This is a genomic window from Vibrio anguillarum, assembly GCF_001989995.2.
Classification (GTDB): Bacteria; Pseudomonadota; Gammaproteobacteria; order Enterobacterales; family Vibrionaceae; genus Vibrio; species Vibrio anguillarum.
In genome coordinates this window covers 23,365-40,845 of sequence record NZ_JAHGUP010000029.1, presented here as the reverse complement: position 1 = coordinate 40,845, position 17,481 = coordinate 23,365, and the positions used below count along the sequence as shown (strand labels likewise).

The following is a 17,481-nucleotide window of genomic DNA, read 5'->3' as shown; positions in this document are numbered from 1 at the left end:
TTTTTAATTATATAAATTCGTGCAAGAGCTGGTCAGTTTCGAATAATGGTAATCCTACAACAGCGTAATAGCTGCCTTCGATCTTCGTTACAAATCGTCCACCCAATCCTTGAATGCCATAACTGCCAGCCTTATCGCAAGGTTCACCCGATTGCCAATATTGTTCTATTTCTTCATCTGACAAAGGTTTAAACCATACATCCGTCGTTACCACGACGGATTTAGAATGATCATGTGTTGCTACGGTTACGGCCGTCATCACTTGATGTTTTGTACCAGATAAGCTGCGTAACATCTGTTGTGCTTGAGCAAAATCAGCGGGTTTTTCAAGTACTGTTTCACCTTGCACGACTATGGTATCAGACCCAATAACTATCGAAGCAGGGTTGGATAAAGCAACACCAGCCTGTGCCTTATCACGTGACAAACGTTCAACATACACTGCTGGGGCTTCATGCTCATTACGGCATTCTTCAACGTTGGGTACCACAATATCAAACTGATAACCCAGTTGAGTCAGTAACTCTCGTCTTCTTGGCGAGCCAGAAGCTAATACAATTTTTTTATTCATCATCTAAGGTGCCAGTGGCGTCGCACACGACGAAGCAGTAGGAACATCCAAGGCCATAATATGCAATTGATCATACCAACCCATAGCGAGAGCGGGTTAAATGTCACATCTTGAATTAAATATTCGCCGCAGAAGATCAGCACTTCAAGCAACATAGATAACACGCCAATGATTACGGCTTGTTGCCATAACGCCATATTACGCAGCACTAAGAAGTTAATCGCTACTAAGTAGACAACAATGGCCATCATCATGCCACGAATGCCCAATGTTGAACCAAGCAGCAGATCCCATAACAAACCAAGGATCAAAGCCGACCCTACGTTGACTCGATGCGGCAACGCTAAAACCCAATAGCATGTCACCAGCAGTAACCACGATGGGCGCAGTAGATCCAGCTCACCCGGCCAAGGGATAGTTTGTAAAACCAGAGCAAAGAGAAATGATGCACCAATCACCAATTTACTTTTCACGACACTACTGGCCATCGGTTGCTTCCTCTAACATTTTCTCTGGCGTAACTTGCAATACTTTCTGCTGCCTATCTTCGTTAGGCCAGATCAACAGCAAATAGCGTAGACGATCAAAATCCACCACGGGATCGGCGGTGATCGACGCAAATTCACGCTGAGTATCTTTGTCGACCACCGAAACGTGTGCGACAGGATAACCTTCAGGATATACGCCCCCTAAACCTGATGTGACGAGCAAATCGCCCACTTCAATATCGGTGCTGGTGGGAATGTGTTCCAATTGAATACGATCCACCTGGCCATTCCCTGAAGCAATCACTCGAATATCATTACGAATAATTTGCACTGGAATCGCACTATTGGTGTCAGTCAGCAACAACACCCGGCTGTTATGCGCCGCCACAAAAGTCACTTGGCCAACAATACCTTTGTCGTTAATAACGGGTTGCCCTTCGTAAACGCCATCCGTTCGCCCTTTATCAATCACAACTTGATGACGATAAGGTGAGGTATCGACCGCCATCACCTCAGTGACAACCTTCTTTTCATCACGAACAAAAGAAGATCCAAGCAATTTACGTAACCGTTGGTTCTCTTCGCGGTATTGATCAAACAAGATCAAATCACTTTTCAAGGTGATCGCTTCTCGTTTTAAACGTTGATTCGATTCAATCAGTTTTTGATGGGTGGCGAATCGCTCATACAGATCATCAAACATACTGCGCGGTAAATCCGCCATGTATTGAATGGGAGCCACTAAGCTATTAAGAAAAAAACGAACGTTGGAAAAAGCACCTAAACGACTATCAGCCAGCATAAGACTGGCTGATAAAATCACGGCAAAAAAGAGACGTAGCTGAAGAGATGGTCCTCGACCAAATATTGGCTTCATTCTATAAAAATCCTAGATGTCATAATGGGAGCTTTACGGCTCCCAAAGCCATTATTCTTCGCTAAATAGGTCGCCACCGTGCATATCGATCATTTCCAACGCTTTACCGCCACCAAGGGCAACACAGGTTAGAGGATTATCGGCAACCACGACTGGTATTCCCGTTTCTTCGGTCAAGAGGCGGTCGATATCTTTGAGCAGCGCTCCACCACCGGTTAATACCATACCATTTTCTGAGATATCAGAAGCAAGCTCTGGCGGACACTGTTCAAGCGCAACCATCACCGCAGAAACAATACCGGAAAGCGGTTCTTGCAGTGCTTCTAAGATTTCATTGGAGTTAAGAGTAAAGCTACGAGGGACCCCTTCAGCAAGGTTACGACCACGAACTTCAATCTCCATCACTTCATCGCCGGGGTAAGCCGAGCCAATTTCATGTTTGATTTTCTCTGCGGTCGCTTCACCGATTAAGCTGCCGTAGTTACGACGCACATAATTGATGATCGCTTCATCAAAACGGTCACCGCCGATACGCACAGAGGAAGAGTAAACCACACCGTTCAAGGAAATAACGGCAACTTCAGTCGTACCACCACCGATATCGACCACCATTGAACCCGTTGGTTCAGAAACACGCAGACCTGCACCGATGGCCGCCGCCATAGGTTCATCAATCAAATACACTTCACGCGCGCCAGCACCGAGTGCTGATTCACGAATCGCACGGCGTTCAACTTGGGTGGAGCCACAAGGCACACACACCAGAACGCGAGGGCTTGGTTTGAGTACACTGTTGTCATGCACCTGCTTGATGAAGTGTTGCAACATTTTTTCGGTCACGTAGAAATCCGCAATCACGCCGTCTTTCATAGGACGAATTGCAGAAATATTCCCCGGCGTACGACCAAGCATCTGCTTAGCGGCATGACCGACAGCAGCAACGCTTTTTCCACCACGACCTTTATCTTGGCGAATAGCAACAACGGAAGGCTCGTCGAGGACAATACCTTGTCCTTTAACGTATATAAGAGTATTGGCGGTACCTAAATCGATCGATAGATCGTTGGAAAACATGCCACGCAGTTTTTTGAACATATTCTTCGCTCGTCCTGCAAGAATTAGAAGATAGAAAATTGCACTAAATGTACCAATGCCTTGCGATCACAGCAAGGCGTTGACGCATAAACATGGACTGAAACACGCAATTTCTAACAGATTCCTAACTTAGGTAGAAAAATCTCTATGAATTTGTGTGAATTATCCGGTTAATTTTTTTCACGCCACCAGATTACCCGGTCGCTGCCTCGGTACAATCCAAACTGTACTCGGCCTGAGACTTCATTTTCAAACGCGCTATTTTGATCATTGTAGGGACGCAACCAAGGCAACCCATGAGCATTGAGATCAAGCAAAGTATCAATGAATCCTTGATAACCCGCTCCCGGAGCCGTAAAGTTGATATTCGCGGCACCCAAAGCGAGCGTTTGACTGACTAAAGTAGGATAAACTTCAGGAGCCCCACCTGAACCTAAAGTTAGATCGGTCGGCGTTAAAGTGAAATTCGCAAGATCTGGTAACCTTGTACAGCTATCAAAGCTATTGGTAACAAAGCCATTGGCAGTGAAGTATTCACTCGTGATTGGCTGACTTAACACACTCGTTTCTGGGCCATAAGTGTCGTGGATCACCAGTTTTCCCCAGCGCAATTTCATCTCATCATCAATATCTGTAATCGTATAGTCTATGCAAGGACTGCTGGCTGTTTCGCGGTAGCAAACTCCATCAAGATCTGTAAGATCGGATACCGAGAGGGTAAGATCTAACTTGCTGTTAAAAGGCACTATTGGTTGTGGTGGCTTTTGGTAGATCAATATCTCCCCAGAGAGTTCAATGCGAGAATCAACGCCATTGACTCGGTTCACACTCGTCAAATCGCTATCAAAGCTGATTGGTAAACTATTCACAGTATCGTTATAGTTTCGATTGTCCCACTGCCGATCATAACGCCACCAAGCACTGTCGAAATAATTGACCGTTTCACTGCCTGACGCGGATTTTGGGTGTAAGTAAATACCCGGATTTTCTTTATATCCAAACGGTTGTCCTAAATAACTGAACGATTCGTCATTCGGAGAAGTCACCTCACACTCAGCCTGTAAGCTGGTCACCACCGAAGAAGGAGAAAAATAGGCTGGGATAAAACGACCTATCGGGCCCGTTGAGGCAACGGCAATCGGCAGATTCTCACTCGCTAAATCGAGTCCAAGATACGTCGTTGGCGCGTTCAGCGAGAAATCAAACACCCCAACCTCACTCACTCTTTGTTGTACAGTCGTCGAGCTACCTAATTGGTGATCATATTCAACTTCACCGAGAGCACCGGGCACGCCTGTCGCTGGTGCGATTAGAGTATGTTTAAGCTCAATGTTTGCTTGTTGATAATTTGTCACTACTAAATTGTTAGTGAAATCATTATCCTCAATCGGTGCCTCCGCAACCGCTTTGATATTGAGATTAAAGTTTTCATCCGCCCTAGCAAAAATATCACAGTTAATATCGGCATTAGGACACGCTCCACTAACACCATAATAACTGGTCGCGCTGAGTACTAAAGCACGAGGAACTCGTATAAAAGTCGTTTGACCTGTTAGTTGCAAATCTTGCTCATCACCACTTCCCGTTAAACGGGCATTCAAAGCCAGGCTGCCAGCCTCACGATAGGAGACGTTAATACTCGCCTCACCATTTTGGTTGAAATTGAGCACCACTGGCGTCGCAGTATTGGATGACGGCCCTACCGCCACACTATTCACACCAACCGATAAAGCTCTAAAACCTTGCCCCCCATTAGGGCTCAAGTAATCACTCCAAAAGGAAACGGGTTTTTGTACATTTTTAAAACTAGGCAAACACAGTTGTGAAGCGTTATCTTTTCGTACCGCTTTAATGGTCCCAGTTACCGATTGATTGGCATAGGAATTAGGCACATCCAAAATGAAGCCACTATCAACGAAATTAAGTGTACAATTTTGGGCAGAATACCCCCCACTACCATATCGACAAAGATTGGTCGAAAAAGGTTTCGCACTAGGTACTGAGCTCTGAACCCCCACAGTTACATTCCCTGCACTATTTTTACGAAGCTTCAGATTAGCAATACCATTCGTCATATTAACTTGGGAGCCACCTTGCCATCCACCGCCAGCAGAAGGCAATGAATTTGGTAGTAAAGTCGCGGTGATCGGCTGTTGGTAAAGCTCACTACAACTGCTATTTGCACAAGCTTGTATTTGTACATCAGCGGCGTTGCAAGTTAGCCCATCTGACGATGGTAAAGTAAAACGAAAATGATCAACCTGCTCCCCCACGTCACGAGACTTCAAGGCACAAACCTTAAAGTTTTCAATCTCATGGTTATTAACAGAAGCCCCTGTTGAGCCTGCAAGAGAAAGTAAAAACTCTTCAGGTGTCGCACCTTGATTAGGATTCGATAGCACATTAAACCAATCGATAACTGTCTGCATATTGCCATTCACCAGACGATCCACACGAACATAAACCGCGTTATTATTTCGTGAATCGATGGTGATGAAATAGCGATGCCCGGGACCTGGCCCTGGAAAAGAACAGTTACCGCCCCACCATTGACAAGTACGACGTACATCCAGCTTGGGGTTCAAATTAGCGGCAGTTCCCACTAGATAGCGATAACTTGCGGCTTCAGAGCCTCGAATGGCAACGGCTTGGCGACGAAAACCAGGCCCTCCGACTCTTCCCTCTGTTGGGTTGGAATAATTTCCCCATTCATCCAAACCAACCCCAAGCCAACCTCCAGCAAAACCCGGCTTAATTGGATTGGAACTTGTGGTGGGTGCATACCCTAAAGAGCCGCCAAAACCACCCGTTCTAGGGATAATCTCGGCATCCGAAAAAATAATCGACACCCCATCAGCACCATCACCGGTTAAATTCGCCCACGCATAGTAATCAAACTCAACAGTAACTAAGTTGCCAGCCGCTGGGAAAATTCGTTGATAAGTCACTGCGGTTGCTTGGTTATTCTGATCCTCAGTTAAGCGTAAGCGATTACTAATCAAACTCGGCGTAAAGCTACCAGTACTAGTATAAGGGATCCAATTCTGACCAAGCGAGGAGCGGTTAAAATCATCCTCAAAACAAGCATAGCCTTGCTGCTCATTTTGATTGATCTGAGTATTCCCCTCCATCATTAATCGGCGGCTTGTCGTACGGCCATTGATTGTGGCAGAGTTATTCAGAGCTAGAGTGTTACCTATGTAAACATAACCATTAACTTGTGTATTACCATTCAGAGAAAGATTATTAAATCCAACGATCGTTAAATTCCCCGCACCAGAAATATTGATATCTGAACTATTCCAGCTAGAACTATTTTTTATAAATAGCCGAACATCGCCTTCTACTTCAACAATTGCATTGGAGTTTAACTGTAATGTTTCAATCCAATAGTCACCCGACGACAACACAAGAGTTGCGCTTGAGCCCATATCTAAAGACTTTATTTTATATTCAGACAACCCTGAAAATTGAAGCGTGCAGCTATCGTATAGTTGTAGTTTTCCTATATTTGATTGGTTCAATACAATGCTTTGTCCACTATAACACCAGTTGATTTGGTTATTATTATTACTGGAATTTTTGAATGCATTCCCACCGCTTAAACTTAAGGAAGCCACACCTCCCCCTGTAACTTGGCAAAACTGATCATCACAACGAGCATTTTGGCGTTCAGAAATATTGTTGATGGAACAAAATGCCAGTGGGTCACCCGCTGTTCCCGTAATCTGTGAGTATCCGTATTGGATAAGTTGAGGATTTGGAGAGCTTGCACAACTGCCCTGACCTTGGGCAACGTGAGGAAAATAGATAGAATTATCAATCTGCTGGAAAGCCATTACACTTGTTGCAGAGATAGATAGTATTGTGCTGAGCAGTATGCTAATCAGCCATTTATAGTGGATCACTTTTTCACCCCCACTTCAATAACTCGCTGCAACATCCAATCACCAGACTGACAGCGCCCGGTTGAAGTCAGTTGATAGACAGTGCGACCATCATCCATATCGCCCACTGAGTTACATTCAACTTGTGCGCTACATTGCGCTAATCCTTCACCTTCAAACGTGAGTGATTGTACAGAATGAGTATGGCAACTCCCGCTGGTTGTCGTTTGATAAAAACGACTCAGTTCAACGTTGATCGCAGATCGCGCCGCCATTTCAGCCCTTGTCCCTAACACCATCGAAACCAATTGCTGGCTATTGCGCTGTTGATTACGGTTAGCGACCGATGCAACAAAGCCGACCACCACAATGATAAAGATGACCAAGACTAAGCCGCTGCCTTGCTGTTTACGGCGTGTTGTAGATAAGCGCATCATGGTCAAACTTTACCTCCTCGCCGCGGTCGGAAAATGTCAGTTCAATTTTCACTAAGCCGTTGCGTTGTAGCTCTGGCTGTGTGACGTGAAAATTAGCTTGGCTAATGTTTTCAGCCATCAATACTGGAGTGCCAAGCTGCTCAGGGCTGAGCGCACTGCGATTAAGCGTGTAATCCGCGTAACGATAAATACGACTGTTCTGATAACAAAAAGCCACTGGCGTGCGATAAAAATAGACTCGCTTAGCTGGCGATTGAATTACAAACCCAGTCGGTTGTGTCAAGGCTACATCGACCATTCTTGTGTTGTTGGGTGATGTAAAATCCACATCTGCGTTTACTTGCGCTGTTTGTCCGCTGGCACTTGGCGTTTGGCGTAGCGAAGCGGCGTTGGTTGGAAACACGACCAGACGATCGCCATTGAGTACCTTTTTGTCGATCGGCAATAAACGCACCGCAGCCGAAGGCGATTGCACGGTTGGCAGCTCGCTGTAGATCGCGCTGTCAGTGATCGGTAAAAACTCAATGCAACCATTTTCCACCAACACGCTGTTTGGCACCGCTTCACGCAATTCTCGGCTCAGCCGCTCAGTAATAAAGCGCCCTTGTTGGATCAAAGCTTCGCGGGCGGTGGTATCAACATAAATACCCATACTTTGGCGGATCACAGAGCCTAAAAATAGCCCGACTACCGACAACAGAATAATCGCAATCACCATTTCAATCAGGGTAAAACCACGCATCAGAAATTGCCCTTAATCGCCGCAAACGGGTAGCGGTTGCCCTTCGGGTCAATAATCACCACAGATACCCGTTTATAGTGAGTCAGTTGGTTAGCGTTCACTCCGCTGAGTTGCCCGCCACTGTCCTGTTCATAAAATACTTGAATCTCAACGTTATAACGTTGGTAATCAGCACTGATATCAATGCCTAATACATCTTTAACCGATCCCGTTAGGCCATGGAAATCATCCACATCGTTGTACAACGTATTATTGGTTTCACTAGGTTCGGGACCAAGTTGCGCAATAGACGTACACATTGTTCGTCCTGATGCTGTCACTAATACACACTCAGGCACTCCGCCATTAGGGCCGGAGTTTTGGTCAAAGGCTCGGCCCATGACTTCATCCATAACCGCGCGGCCTAACTCGGCGGCTTTTACCGCCAGCACCTGTTCAGCACTTTGTTGCGAGCGAGGATAAAGCGCGGCAGTAATGCCTGTCATGGCTATTGCCGTTACCGTGATAACGATGATCATCTCAATGAGAGTAAACCCGCGCGGCGCGTTAACACGCATAAATGTACCCCTCTCTATTGATGCACACTTGGCGAGATTCACCCGATTGCAGATTATTTAAGGTAACAGTGCAGTTTGCCGTTAAGCACTGCGCGGCGCGACCTAAACTATCAAAATCTAAAAAATGGCTACCATCATTATTGGTTAACGTCAGGGTGATATCGTTCGCCGCAGCATCGACAAAACTGCTGTCGGTTGCAGGACTGAGCAGTGAAGTAGTGCAGGCACCAGCAGAAACAGAAGGAGATACTTGCTGCGCTTGATTATTGCTGACCAACCAGCGATTACAGAGGTCGGTACGCTGCATAGCGCGGTTTTGGGTCAAACGCAGTGAGGCCAACACTTCGCTTTGTGTAGTCACGCTTGAAAAGGAGGATATGCCGGTATAACGGCTTGCTGCGTACACAGCAACAATGCCCAGCAGCACAATCACCACGACCAGTTCGATCAACGTAAAACCACGCCGCGCTGCCAAATGTTGCTGCATTTTATACCTCTAGCGAAAAAACAAGTGCTTAAAGTATATAAGAAATTTCCGTAGTGGGCTTAAGTTTTACTGACTTTTGTGGATGAGAAATAACTCTCGTTATAGATAAAATAAAGGCCAGCAATGCTGGCCTTTACTTACAAAGTTAACATTTATCCAAATCAATTGATGTTGAGGCAGCAGATGCAACACCACCACTACCGCTAGCCTCTGTATATGTAACATAACACTCTGTTGCTACAATTTTTGCGGCAGTATCAACATCGCTACCCTTGAAAGTAATCACACGAGAAGAGCCTGATACTGCTGCTGCCCAATCAGTATCTAAACCAAGAACAGCTTTGTTTATCCCACCATCAGCGGCAACAGGGTAACCAAACTTGGTAGATATACCATCAACATCAACAGCGGCCGATTGTGTATCTTTTCCAAGAAGCGCTGCTTTACCATAAGTAATACCAGCTGCACCATCAATAGCGCCTTTCAAGCCCTGCAAGGAAGCTTTACGTGCATCATTCTGAAAATTCAAAAAACGTGGCGCAGCGGTGACGGCGAGAATGCCGAGAATGACAATCACAACCACAAGTTCGATTAGGGTGAAACCGTTTTGTCTTTTCATAGTTACTTTCTCTCTATGTTTTAATCAATGCGCAGACTTACTGCAAAGTGACGGTCACACGACCAGTTTTTATCTCATACACAAACTGGTGCGCGGTTCCGCCCTCTTTTTGCACATAAGTACAAGTGGCTTGACCGTCATCGGCTTGTGCTGAATATTTTACATTAGCGTTATTGGCTGCATTAGCGACTGTGTCAACTTTTGGTGGGTTTTGCAGCAAATTATCCATTAAATCAATACATGACTGATCCGTAATCGCCGCTGGATAACTGGTATTATCGGTATTGAGCGCCAACGGATAACCGTCCCTAAAACCTGTCGCGGCACCGCTGCTATCTGTAGAGCGAGTCAGCCAGAAATTGACACCATCATAGTTGACGGTGTTTTGTTTTTCCGAGCCCAAAGTCACAGAGGTTCTTGCCTGAGCTTCCCACTGAGCACGCGCCGATAGAACACCAGTAGCAAAACCACCGGCAACCCCTTCGATGCTGGCTTTTTTCGCTTCATCGGTGACATCTAAAAAGCGGGGTAGCGCTGCAACGGCCAATAAGCCGACAACCACAATCACTACGACTAATTCAACTAAGGAAAAGCCCGTTTGTTTGTTATCCATGCTCTACCTATCTCTTTGTTATTACCGTGTATTATACGCACTTGTTCTCGCATCGCTACGGGGCGAGTGCCCATTTCACTGCTTACGTCGAAAACTCATGCTGAAAAATCGACGCTTACTGTAAACTTATCCCTTAAAAGTTCAATGGTTATCACCTGTTTTTGACTGTAAACATAGCGACATTGATACTGATTTGCTTGATGTGCCGATTCAATTGAAATCACTTTGCTTTCAAGCAGTTGTTCATCTGGGTATAGCAGGCTTAACCAATAACGACAATCTATACTTGATTCATTCTCAGCCAATGGTAATACCCAGCCCGTTGTACTCATATTGAGTAATCGACCATTCGCGATTAAAGTTGAGGGCCGCCCCTTTAATAACCAATCTTGCTTATAAAAATTAGCACTTTCTACGATTTTACTGCTCGCCATCGCTAATGCGGTTTGATTGGCTTCTTTTTCTATCGACTGCCATGCTGATAGCAAAGCCATCAAAAGAACAAAGACAATCAACCCCCAAATTACGAACTGAGAACGCTCTATCGCCGTTTTCATCTGACAACCTTTATCCTTTGATCGCGTCGAGCATTCCCCACATTGGCAAAAAGATGCCAAGTGCCAGCACCAGCACCATAGCGGCGACAATCACCAATAAAATCGGCTCTATGCGCGCGGTGAGGGTTTTGAGATCGTAATCCACCTCTCTATCGTAGAAGTCCGCGACTTCAAGTAGCAACTCATCAATGCGCCCTGTCTCTTCACCCACCGAAATCATCTGAATAACTAATGGCGTAAAAATATTGGCGTTTACCGCGGTGGTGGATACGCTTGTTCCCGCTTCAATGGCAGCTTTCATTTCTAACAGGCGAGATTCTAGAAATTTGTTATCCAACGCTTCGGCAGATAATGCTATCGATTGGTTTAACGGCACCCCCGCTTTCAACATCAAGGCAAAAGTTCGAGAAAAACGCGCCAATTGCGCTCGGTTCACTATGCCGCCGACAATAGGCATTCTTAAGCGAAACTTATCCCACTTTTGACGCCCTGCGGCTGTGCTCAACCAAGCTCTGAAAGCAAATAAACACCCAAGCAATACGCCTATCATCATCGGCCAGTAGTTGACAAAGAAATCTGACATACCAATTAAAATGCGAGTTGGCAGCGGTAAATCAACCCCGAAACGGCTAAACATGCTAGTAAATTGTGGGATCACTTTAACGTTGAGAATGAACATCGCGACCAAAATAAAGCTGATGACAAAACTCGGATAACGCATCGCCGTTTTAATCCGTTTACGAGTTTCGACTTCTTGCTCGTAGTAATGAGACAATTGCAGCAAGGCTTCATCAAGCCGCCCTGTGTTCTCACCGACGTGGATCATCGACACAAACAACGGGCTAAAGACTTTCGGGTACATCTGCATTGAGCTCGATAAACTGCGCCCGTTGGTTAGCTCATTACTAACCGCTTCCAATGCTTCTTTAAGCTGTTTATTAGCACAATTTTGGATAAGTCCTTTCATCGAGCGCAGCAGCGGCACTCCCGCCTTGGTCAAGCTGTAAAGCTGACGACAGAAGATCACCAACACCTCAAGTGGCACACTTGGGGTAAACAGCGATTTCCAATCAATCGAAAAATCAGCCCCTTGGTCTGACGAAATTAAGGTCGGAATCACGCCTTTGTTAAATAGCGCTTCCGCCGCGAGCTCTTCCGTCGGCGCATCAACATGCCCCGAGGTTTTGCTACCATCTAAATTTCGACCCTGATAACGATACGTTGGCATGAGTAACCTTAACTATAGATAGATGGCTTGAATGATGCCGGATGAATCACCTTCACTTAAGCTCATCACTTCATCTAAACTGACAACCCCTTGTAGCGCCAACTCCATCGCCGAAGCTAGCAGCGGTTTGTATTGCTTCGACTGACGAGCGGCTTGCGCAAAACTAACTGCATCGTTGGCGCGCAGCGCATCCATCATTTCATGTTCAAGTTCGAGCATTTCAAAAACCCCAATTCGCCCACGGTACCCCGTCAAATTGCAGTTCTGGCACCCACGCCCACGCGTAAAAGCCGCTTCAACTTGATTTGGGAAACGCACCGTCAGCCACTGTTTACGGGCTTCATCAACCTCATCCACCGCTTTACAATCGGGGCAAACTTTACGCACTAAACGTTGGGCAACCACAGCCCGCACGGCGCTGGCCACTAAGTAGCCCGGTGCGCCCATATCCATCATGCGCAAGGCGCTATCAATCGCATCATTGGTGTGTAAGGTGCTCAAAACTAAGTGCCCCGTTAAGGCCGCGCGCAAACCAATTTCAACCGTTTCTTGATCACGCATCTCCCCGACTAGAATAATGTCCGGGTCTTGACGCAAAAAGGTTCTCAGCACAGTTGAGAAATCAAGGTCAATTTTAGGGTTGATCTGCACTTGGCTGATGCGTGGCAATCGATATTCAACCGGATCCTCGGCGGTAATGATTTTTTTACCGGGCACATTGAGCTCTGATAACGCGCCATACAGCGTCGTCGTTTTCCCTGAGCCGGTTGGGCCGGTCACTAAAATCATGCCGTGAGGGCGTTTAAGCTGGTGGCGTAAACGCCGTAATATATCGTCAGGAATACCTGACTCTTCTAGTTTACGAACCCCGGATGATTGGTTGAGTAAACGCATCACCACCGACTCACCATATTGCACTGGCATGGTCGACATACGAATATCAACCGATTGACCTTTGGCTCGGATATTAAAACGGCCATCTTGTGGGAGGCGTTTTTCAGAGATATCAAGATTGGCCATCAATTTTAAACGCAGCACTAAAGCCGAAGCGATGTTGGTTTCATTGAGTAGGGTTTCGTGTAATACCCCATCAATCCGCTGGCGTAAACGCAATACGTTAGCATCAGGTTCGATATGAATATCAGACGCCCCGACCTGAATCGCATCTTCAAATAGAGAGTTGATGAGCTTAACAACGGTCACTTCATCGCTGTCATCATCACCGATATCGAAATCAAAGGCGGTATTGCCTTGGTGTTCCAGTTGTAGCTGCTCGGCAAAGGACGCAATCTCTTTGGTGCGGCGATAATAACGATCAAACCCTTCAACCAATTGTTTTTCTGGAGCAATAACAAATTCAAAACTGTATTGGGGTAATTGAGTGAGCAGAGATTCTTGAGCAAACAGATCCGCCGGATCACTCATTGCGATGCGCAGCGTGTCGCCATTTTTGCCAATGATTAAGGCGCGTAAACGGCGTGCATGTACCTCCGGGAGGATCTGCACTGCATCAATATCAACATTGGCTCGGCTGAGATCGATCAACGGCAGCGAAAGTTGCTGCGATAAGAAGCTAAGCATCTGCTGCTCTGACAAAAAGCCGAGTTCGATCAGTGTGTCACCCAGTTTACGTCCACTGCGTTTTTGCGCAGCGAGCGCTTGTTCAACTTGATTTTCAGTGATGATCCCTTCTTCAACCAGCAGATCACCTAAGCGTTTTCGTAGCTTAATTTGCACTCGTACTCTCCTCTAAACTGCTTAGTACGACTAGGCGATCACGAATAAACAGTTGTGACTGACTCGAGAGGCCAACTTTCGCAAGCGCTTGTTGGTAGGTATATTTGGCCGCCTGAAAATCCATCGTGCGCTCTTGTGCTATCGCAAGCCCTAACCACCAGCGTGCGTTCTCAGCATCAAGCTTGACTAAGCGTTGATAGCTTTCTAATGCGAGTGAATCTTGCTTGGCTTTTTGTGCCAAGGCTGCCCTTAGCGAGAGATAATCGATCGAAGCATTGTCAGGTAAATGAACTAGAGGGGTTAACGCCGCTTCACTCTGCTTCTCTTTAATCAGTAATTTGGCTAACGCGATCCGCAAACTTTCTCCGTTATGATTGAGCTTTATACCGCTTTGTAAAATTTCAAAAGCTTTGCGCGCATCACCTTTGCCGTAATAGAGCGCGGATAATTTTTGACGGGCGAGTTCATTTTCTGGGGTAAAGCGTAGCACTTCACTGTACGCATCCAGTGCCTCTTTGAGCTCATTGCTGTCCACGGCTTTATCAGCGCGGCTCATTGCTTTTACCGCCAGTTGCTCTGGCGTCAAATCCACTTGTTCAATCAAAACACTTGAGATTTCTTGGCCACTTTCAGCACCGAGCGCGACCGCACGGTTAGAATACAACGGCTGTTGATTGGCTAAGGCCGAATCCTGTTTAACCGTCGCTGTGGGCGTCACTGAATTTGCCGTTTTTTTGTCTACTGCAACAACGGCAGTTTGGTAAACAGGACGATGAACCGGAACAATTTTGGTGGTCGGAGAAACAAGCGCAGGCGAAGAGCTTCGCTCATCAACCTCTAACAACAGGCTCTCAGGTTCATCCACTATCGCTTGATTGGCCAGTGTTTGACTGACCATAGTTTGGTCAACCGCAGCTTGGTCAACCATAGCTTGCTGCTGTGACACCGCCCATCCACCGACCGCTAAGCTAGCAGCAAACCCGGCTACCATCCACAACCAAGCGCGGCTGCGTTTTACTTTCGCAACTTGCGCTGGTTGCAAGTTCACCACCGATTGGCGTTGCGCTTGTGCCAGTTTTGATAGTGCATCGTTCATCGCACTCATGATTGACTCCATCCCCACATAAAAGGGCGTTTAAACTTAGGCTTACAGGTATCAAACGTATCGTGAATCGCTGTAAATAGGTGCTGATTGCGAATCGTGCTGTCGTTTTGCGTAAAAGCCAGCAACAGAGCTTTGTGACACACTTGGTTAATCAAACGAGGGGTACCATAACTGGCTCGCCACAACGCTTTTTTCTGTTCAAGATTAAACAGTTGCGCATCACCTCCGGCTTTGCTCAAGCGGCTCTCGATATAAGCGACTGTTTCATCTAAAGAGAGCGGCCGCAGATAAGCGCTAAAAGTAATTCGTTGGCGAAATTGGCGCAGATGGTGCTGCGCTAAACGCTCATCGAGCTCTGGTTGGCCGATCAACACCAGTTGCAACAACTTTGTGTATTCTGTTTCTAAATTGCCGAATAAACGCAGCACTTCTAATGCATCGTCTGGTAACGCTTGTGCTTCATCAACAATCGCGACTACTCGTTTCCCCTGCTGCTTTAGCACAATCAATTGTTGCTGAATACGATCAACAATATCCGCATCATCTTGCTTACTAAGGCCTAGTTCGCTGGCGACAGCTTGGCGAAGTTCTCGACCATTAAGCGCTGGGTTGGGTAAATAAATCAGTGCAATATGATCATGTAAATAATTGATCAACATACGACACACCATGGTTTTTCCGGTTCCGACTTCTCCGGTTATCTTGATCACCCCTTCGCCTAAATCAATGGCAGCACTCACTGTCTGAATCGCCTCGTAATGTGGCGCTAAGCCTAAAAACAGTGATGTATTAGGCGTGAGATGAAAAGGCAGTTGCTCAAAACCAAAGTGCTCAAGATACATGATGTTTATTCTTCGTCTGGGAACCACTCTTGTAGTAGTTCACGCGAGCGTTCGAGCTCTTTTTGCCACGTATTAACACCCACAACCGTTGGTTTAAGCAAAATCACCAATTCGGTTTTCTCAGTCAGCTCAGAGGTGTTACGAAACAGATATCCTAAACCGGGTAAATCCCCCAAAAAAGGGACTTTAGATACTTGATTGGAGGTGTTGGATTTCATTAATCCACCAATCACCACCACGTCACCATCTTGTGCACGGATTACCGAGTCTGATTCGCGGATCGTACTGCGCGCTAATGGCAACACAATTTGGTTGCCTGCATATTCAATTTGTTTCGTCTGCTCGTCGACTTCAATCACAGCAGGGTGAACGTGCAAGAGCACATTACCTTGATCATCAATTTGTGGCGTCACATCAAGAGAGATACCCGAGAAAAATGGCGTGAGTTGAACATCTGGTGCGACATTGGAGTTCTCGCCATTTCCGACTACACCTGTCACATCGGTGACATAATATTCATCAGTGCCGACTTTGATCACCGCTTTTTGGTTGTTAGCCGCGGTAACTCTAGGGCTAGACAGGACATTCAAATCCCCTTGAGTTCCCATGAAGTTAAGCACTGCTTTAAAGCTGCCATCTGAAATGGTGACATTGGTTTGGCCTTGCAGCAGAGTGCCAATCGCATCCATCCCCGGCAGTAACGAGGCCGCACTACCGACCTTATTAATCACAACATCACCATTGCCAAAGGACATATTTGACCAATTGATCCCTTGCTGGTAACCATCGCTCAAGGTGACTTCTAAAATTTTTGCTTCAAGGATCACTTGTCGCTGCAGACGTTGCTGAGAAATGCCTAAAAACTCTCGCACTTCACGTATTTCATCTGGGTAGGCTCGAACAGTGATTACGCTCGCTTGTGGCGTGACAACAACGCCTTGACCTTTGCCCGAGCCAATCAGCTGTGCAACGGCTTTTTCAAGCTGCGGCCAGAAATCGCTTTCACTGGTGGTTTCAATTTCCGTTCCACCTTTCGAATTACTGGATGAGTTACTCGAATTGGAATTAGAACTGGAATTTGAGCTAGAACTACTCGAGGAACTAGAACCGGTATCCGTATTAGTGATCGTACCGGTGGTGATGGAAGTTAAAGAACGGCCCGTACGTTTAAGTTGTAAATAATCGACCGGGATAGTCACAGTACGCAGGCCTGACGGGTAAACCTGAATCACTTTACCCTTTTTGATAATTTCATAGCCATACATGTCACGAACGACGGCCAATACATCATCCAAAGTCACGTCGGTTAGGTTTACTGTTACACTTCCAGTAACTTCAGGGTGGATGGCGGCACTAAACTCAGTTCCTTTCACTAAACTGGCAAAAAATACCCTTGCATCCACATTATCAGCTTGGATACGAAAGCGTTTAACCGTTTCTTGACTGCGCGCTGTGATTCCCTCAATGTCAGGCATCAAGTCAGCTTCTACGGAGGCCGGTAGAACGGCTAGATTTCGGCTATTGGCTTCATTAATCGCCTGATTCAAAGACTGTTTCATCTCAACTGGATCGCGATGCCCCATAGAACAGCCCATTAAGGATACGATGACTACGCCTAATACGATTTTACGCATACGAT

At 46.3% G+C, this 17,481-nt stretch carries 17 protein-coding genes; all 17 read right to left on the bottom strand.

The window, feature by feature from the left end:
* Nucleotides 1–7: 7 nt before the first annotated feature.
* On the bottom strand, nt 8–574 hold the full coding sequence (locus PL85_RS08675; protein ID WP_115339474.1) for a Maf family protein: 567 nt from the start codon (nt 572–574) through the stop codon (nt 8–10).
* On the bottom strand, nt 571–1,059 hold the full coding sequence (gene mreD / locus PL85_RS08670) for a rod shape-determining protein MreD (RefSeq protein WP_013857872.1): 489 nt from the start codon (nt 1,057–1,059) through the stop codon (nt 571–573). The genes PL85_RS08675 and mreD overlap by 4 nt, the downstream gene beginning before the upstream one ends.
* Nucleotides 1,049–1,936 carry a rod shape-determining protein MreC gene (gene mreC / locus PL85_RS08665; RefSeq protein ID WP_013857873.1) on the bottom strand — a complete coding sequence of 296 codons (888 nt, stop codon included), beginning with the start codon at nt 1,934–1,936 and terminating at the stop codon, nt 1,049–1,051. The genes mreD and mreC overlap by 11 nt, the downstream gene beginning before the upstream one ends.
* 51 nt (nt 1,937–1,987) lie before the next feature.
* A complete protein-coding gene (locus tag PL85_RS08660) occupies nt 1,988–3,031 on the bottom strand; it encodes a rod shape-determining protein (RefSeq protein ID WP_013857874.1) in 1,044 nt (347 codons plus the stop codon).
* 170 nt (nt 3,032–3,201) lie between these two features.
* Nucleotides 3,202–6,870: a DUF6701 domain-containing protein gene (locus PL85_RS08655; protein WP_234826572.1), complete on the bottom strand. Its 3,669-nt coding sequence runs from the start codon at nt 6,868–6,870 to the stop codon at nt 3,202–3,204.
* A 65-nt stretch (nt 6,871–6,935) separates the two neighbouring features.
* Entirely contained in the window at nt 6,936–7,355 is a 420-nt protein-coding gene (locus PL85_RS08650) for an MSHA biogenesis protein MshP (protein ID WP_094166186.1), read from the bottom strand.
* Nucleotides 7,327–8,097, bottom strand: a complete 771-nt coding sequence (locus PL85_RS08645) for a PilW family protein (protein ID WP_115339472.1) — start codon at nt 8,095–8,097, stop codon at nt 7,327–7,329. Before PL85_RS08645 ends, PL85_RS08650 begins: the two co-directional genes overlap by 29 nt.
* Nucleotides 8,097–8,654: a type IV pilus modification PilV family protein gene (locus tag PL85_RS08640; protein WP_174223817.1), complete on the bottom strand. Its 558-nt coding sequence runs from the start codon at nt 8,652–8,654 to the stop codon at nt 8,097–8,099. The genes PL85_RS08645 and PL85_RS08640 overlap by 1 nt, the downstream gene beginning before the upstream one ends.
* A complete protein-coding gene (locus tag PL85_RS08635) occupies nt 8,644–9,141 on the bottom strand; it encodes a prepilin-type N-terminal cleavage/methylation domain-containing protein (protein WP_088720767.1) in 498 nt (165 codons plus the stop codon). Before PL85_RS08635 ends, PL85_RS08640 begins: the two co-directional genes overlap by 11 nt.
* Nucleotides 9,142–9,286: 145 nt before the next feature.
* Nucleotides 9,287–9,760, bottom strand: coding sequence for a type II secretion system protein (locus PL85_RS08630; RefSeq protein ID WP_064624290.1), 474 nt, complete (start codon nt 9,758–9,760; stop codon nt 9,287–9,289).
* A 37-nt stretch (nt 9,761–9,797) separates the two neighbouring features.
* The gene (locus PL85_RS08625; protein ID WP_013857881.1) at nt 9,798–10,373 is read right to left on the bottom strand and encodes a prepilin-type N-terminal cleavage/methylation domain-containing protein; all 576 of its coding nucleotides are present in this window, start codon (nt 10,371–10,373) and stop codon (nt 9,798–9,800) included.
* A gap of 95 nt (nt 10,374–10,468) precedes the next feature.
* A complete protein-coding gene (locus tag PL85_RS08620; protein WP_017046652.1) occupies nt 10,469–10,930 on the bottom strand; it encodes a hypothetical protein in 462 nt (153 codons plus the stop codon).
* Between the two features lie 10 nt (nt 10,931–10,940).
* A complete protein-coding gene (locus PL85_RS08615) occupies nt 10,941–12,158 on the bottom strand; it encodes a type II secretion system F family protein (RefSeq protein WP_013857883.1) in 1,218 nt (405 codons plus the stop codon).
* 12 nt (nt 12,159–12,170) lie between these two features.
* On the bottom strand, nt 12,171–13,895 hold the full coding sequence (locus PL85_RS08610) for a GspE/PulE family protein (protein WP_115339471.1): 1,725 nt from the start codon (nt 13,893–13,895) through the stop codon (nt 12,171–12,173).
* Complete coding sequence (locus PL85_RS08605; protein WP_115339470.1) at nt 13,885–15,000, bottom strand: tetratricopeptide repeat protein; 1,116 nt, start codon at nt 14,998–15,000, stop codon at nt 13,885–13,887. Before PL85_RS08605 ends, PL85_RS08610 begins: the two co-directional genes overlap by 11 nt.
* On the bottom strand, nt 14,997–15,842 hold the full coding sequence (locus PL85_RS08600; RefSeq protein WP_172858983.1) for an ExeA family protein: 846 nt from the start codon (nt 15,840–15,842) through the stop codon (nt 14,997–14,999). Before PL85_RS08600 ends, PL85_RS08605 begins: the two co-directional genes overlap by 4 nt.
* A 5-nt stretch (nt 15,843–15,847) precedes the next feature.
* On the bottom strand, nt 15,848–17,476 hold the full coding sequence (gene mshL / locus PL85_RS08595) for a pilus (MSHA type) biogenesis protein MshL (protein WP_115339469.1): 1,629 nt from the start codon (nt 17,474–17,476) through the stop codon (nt 15,848–15,850).
* Nucleotides 17,477–17,481 lie beyond the last annotated feature (5 nt).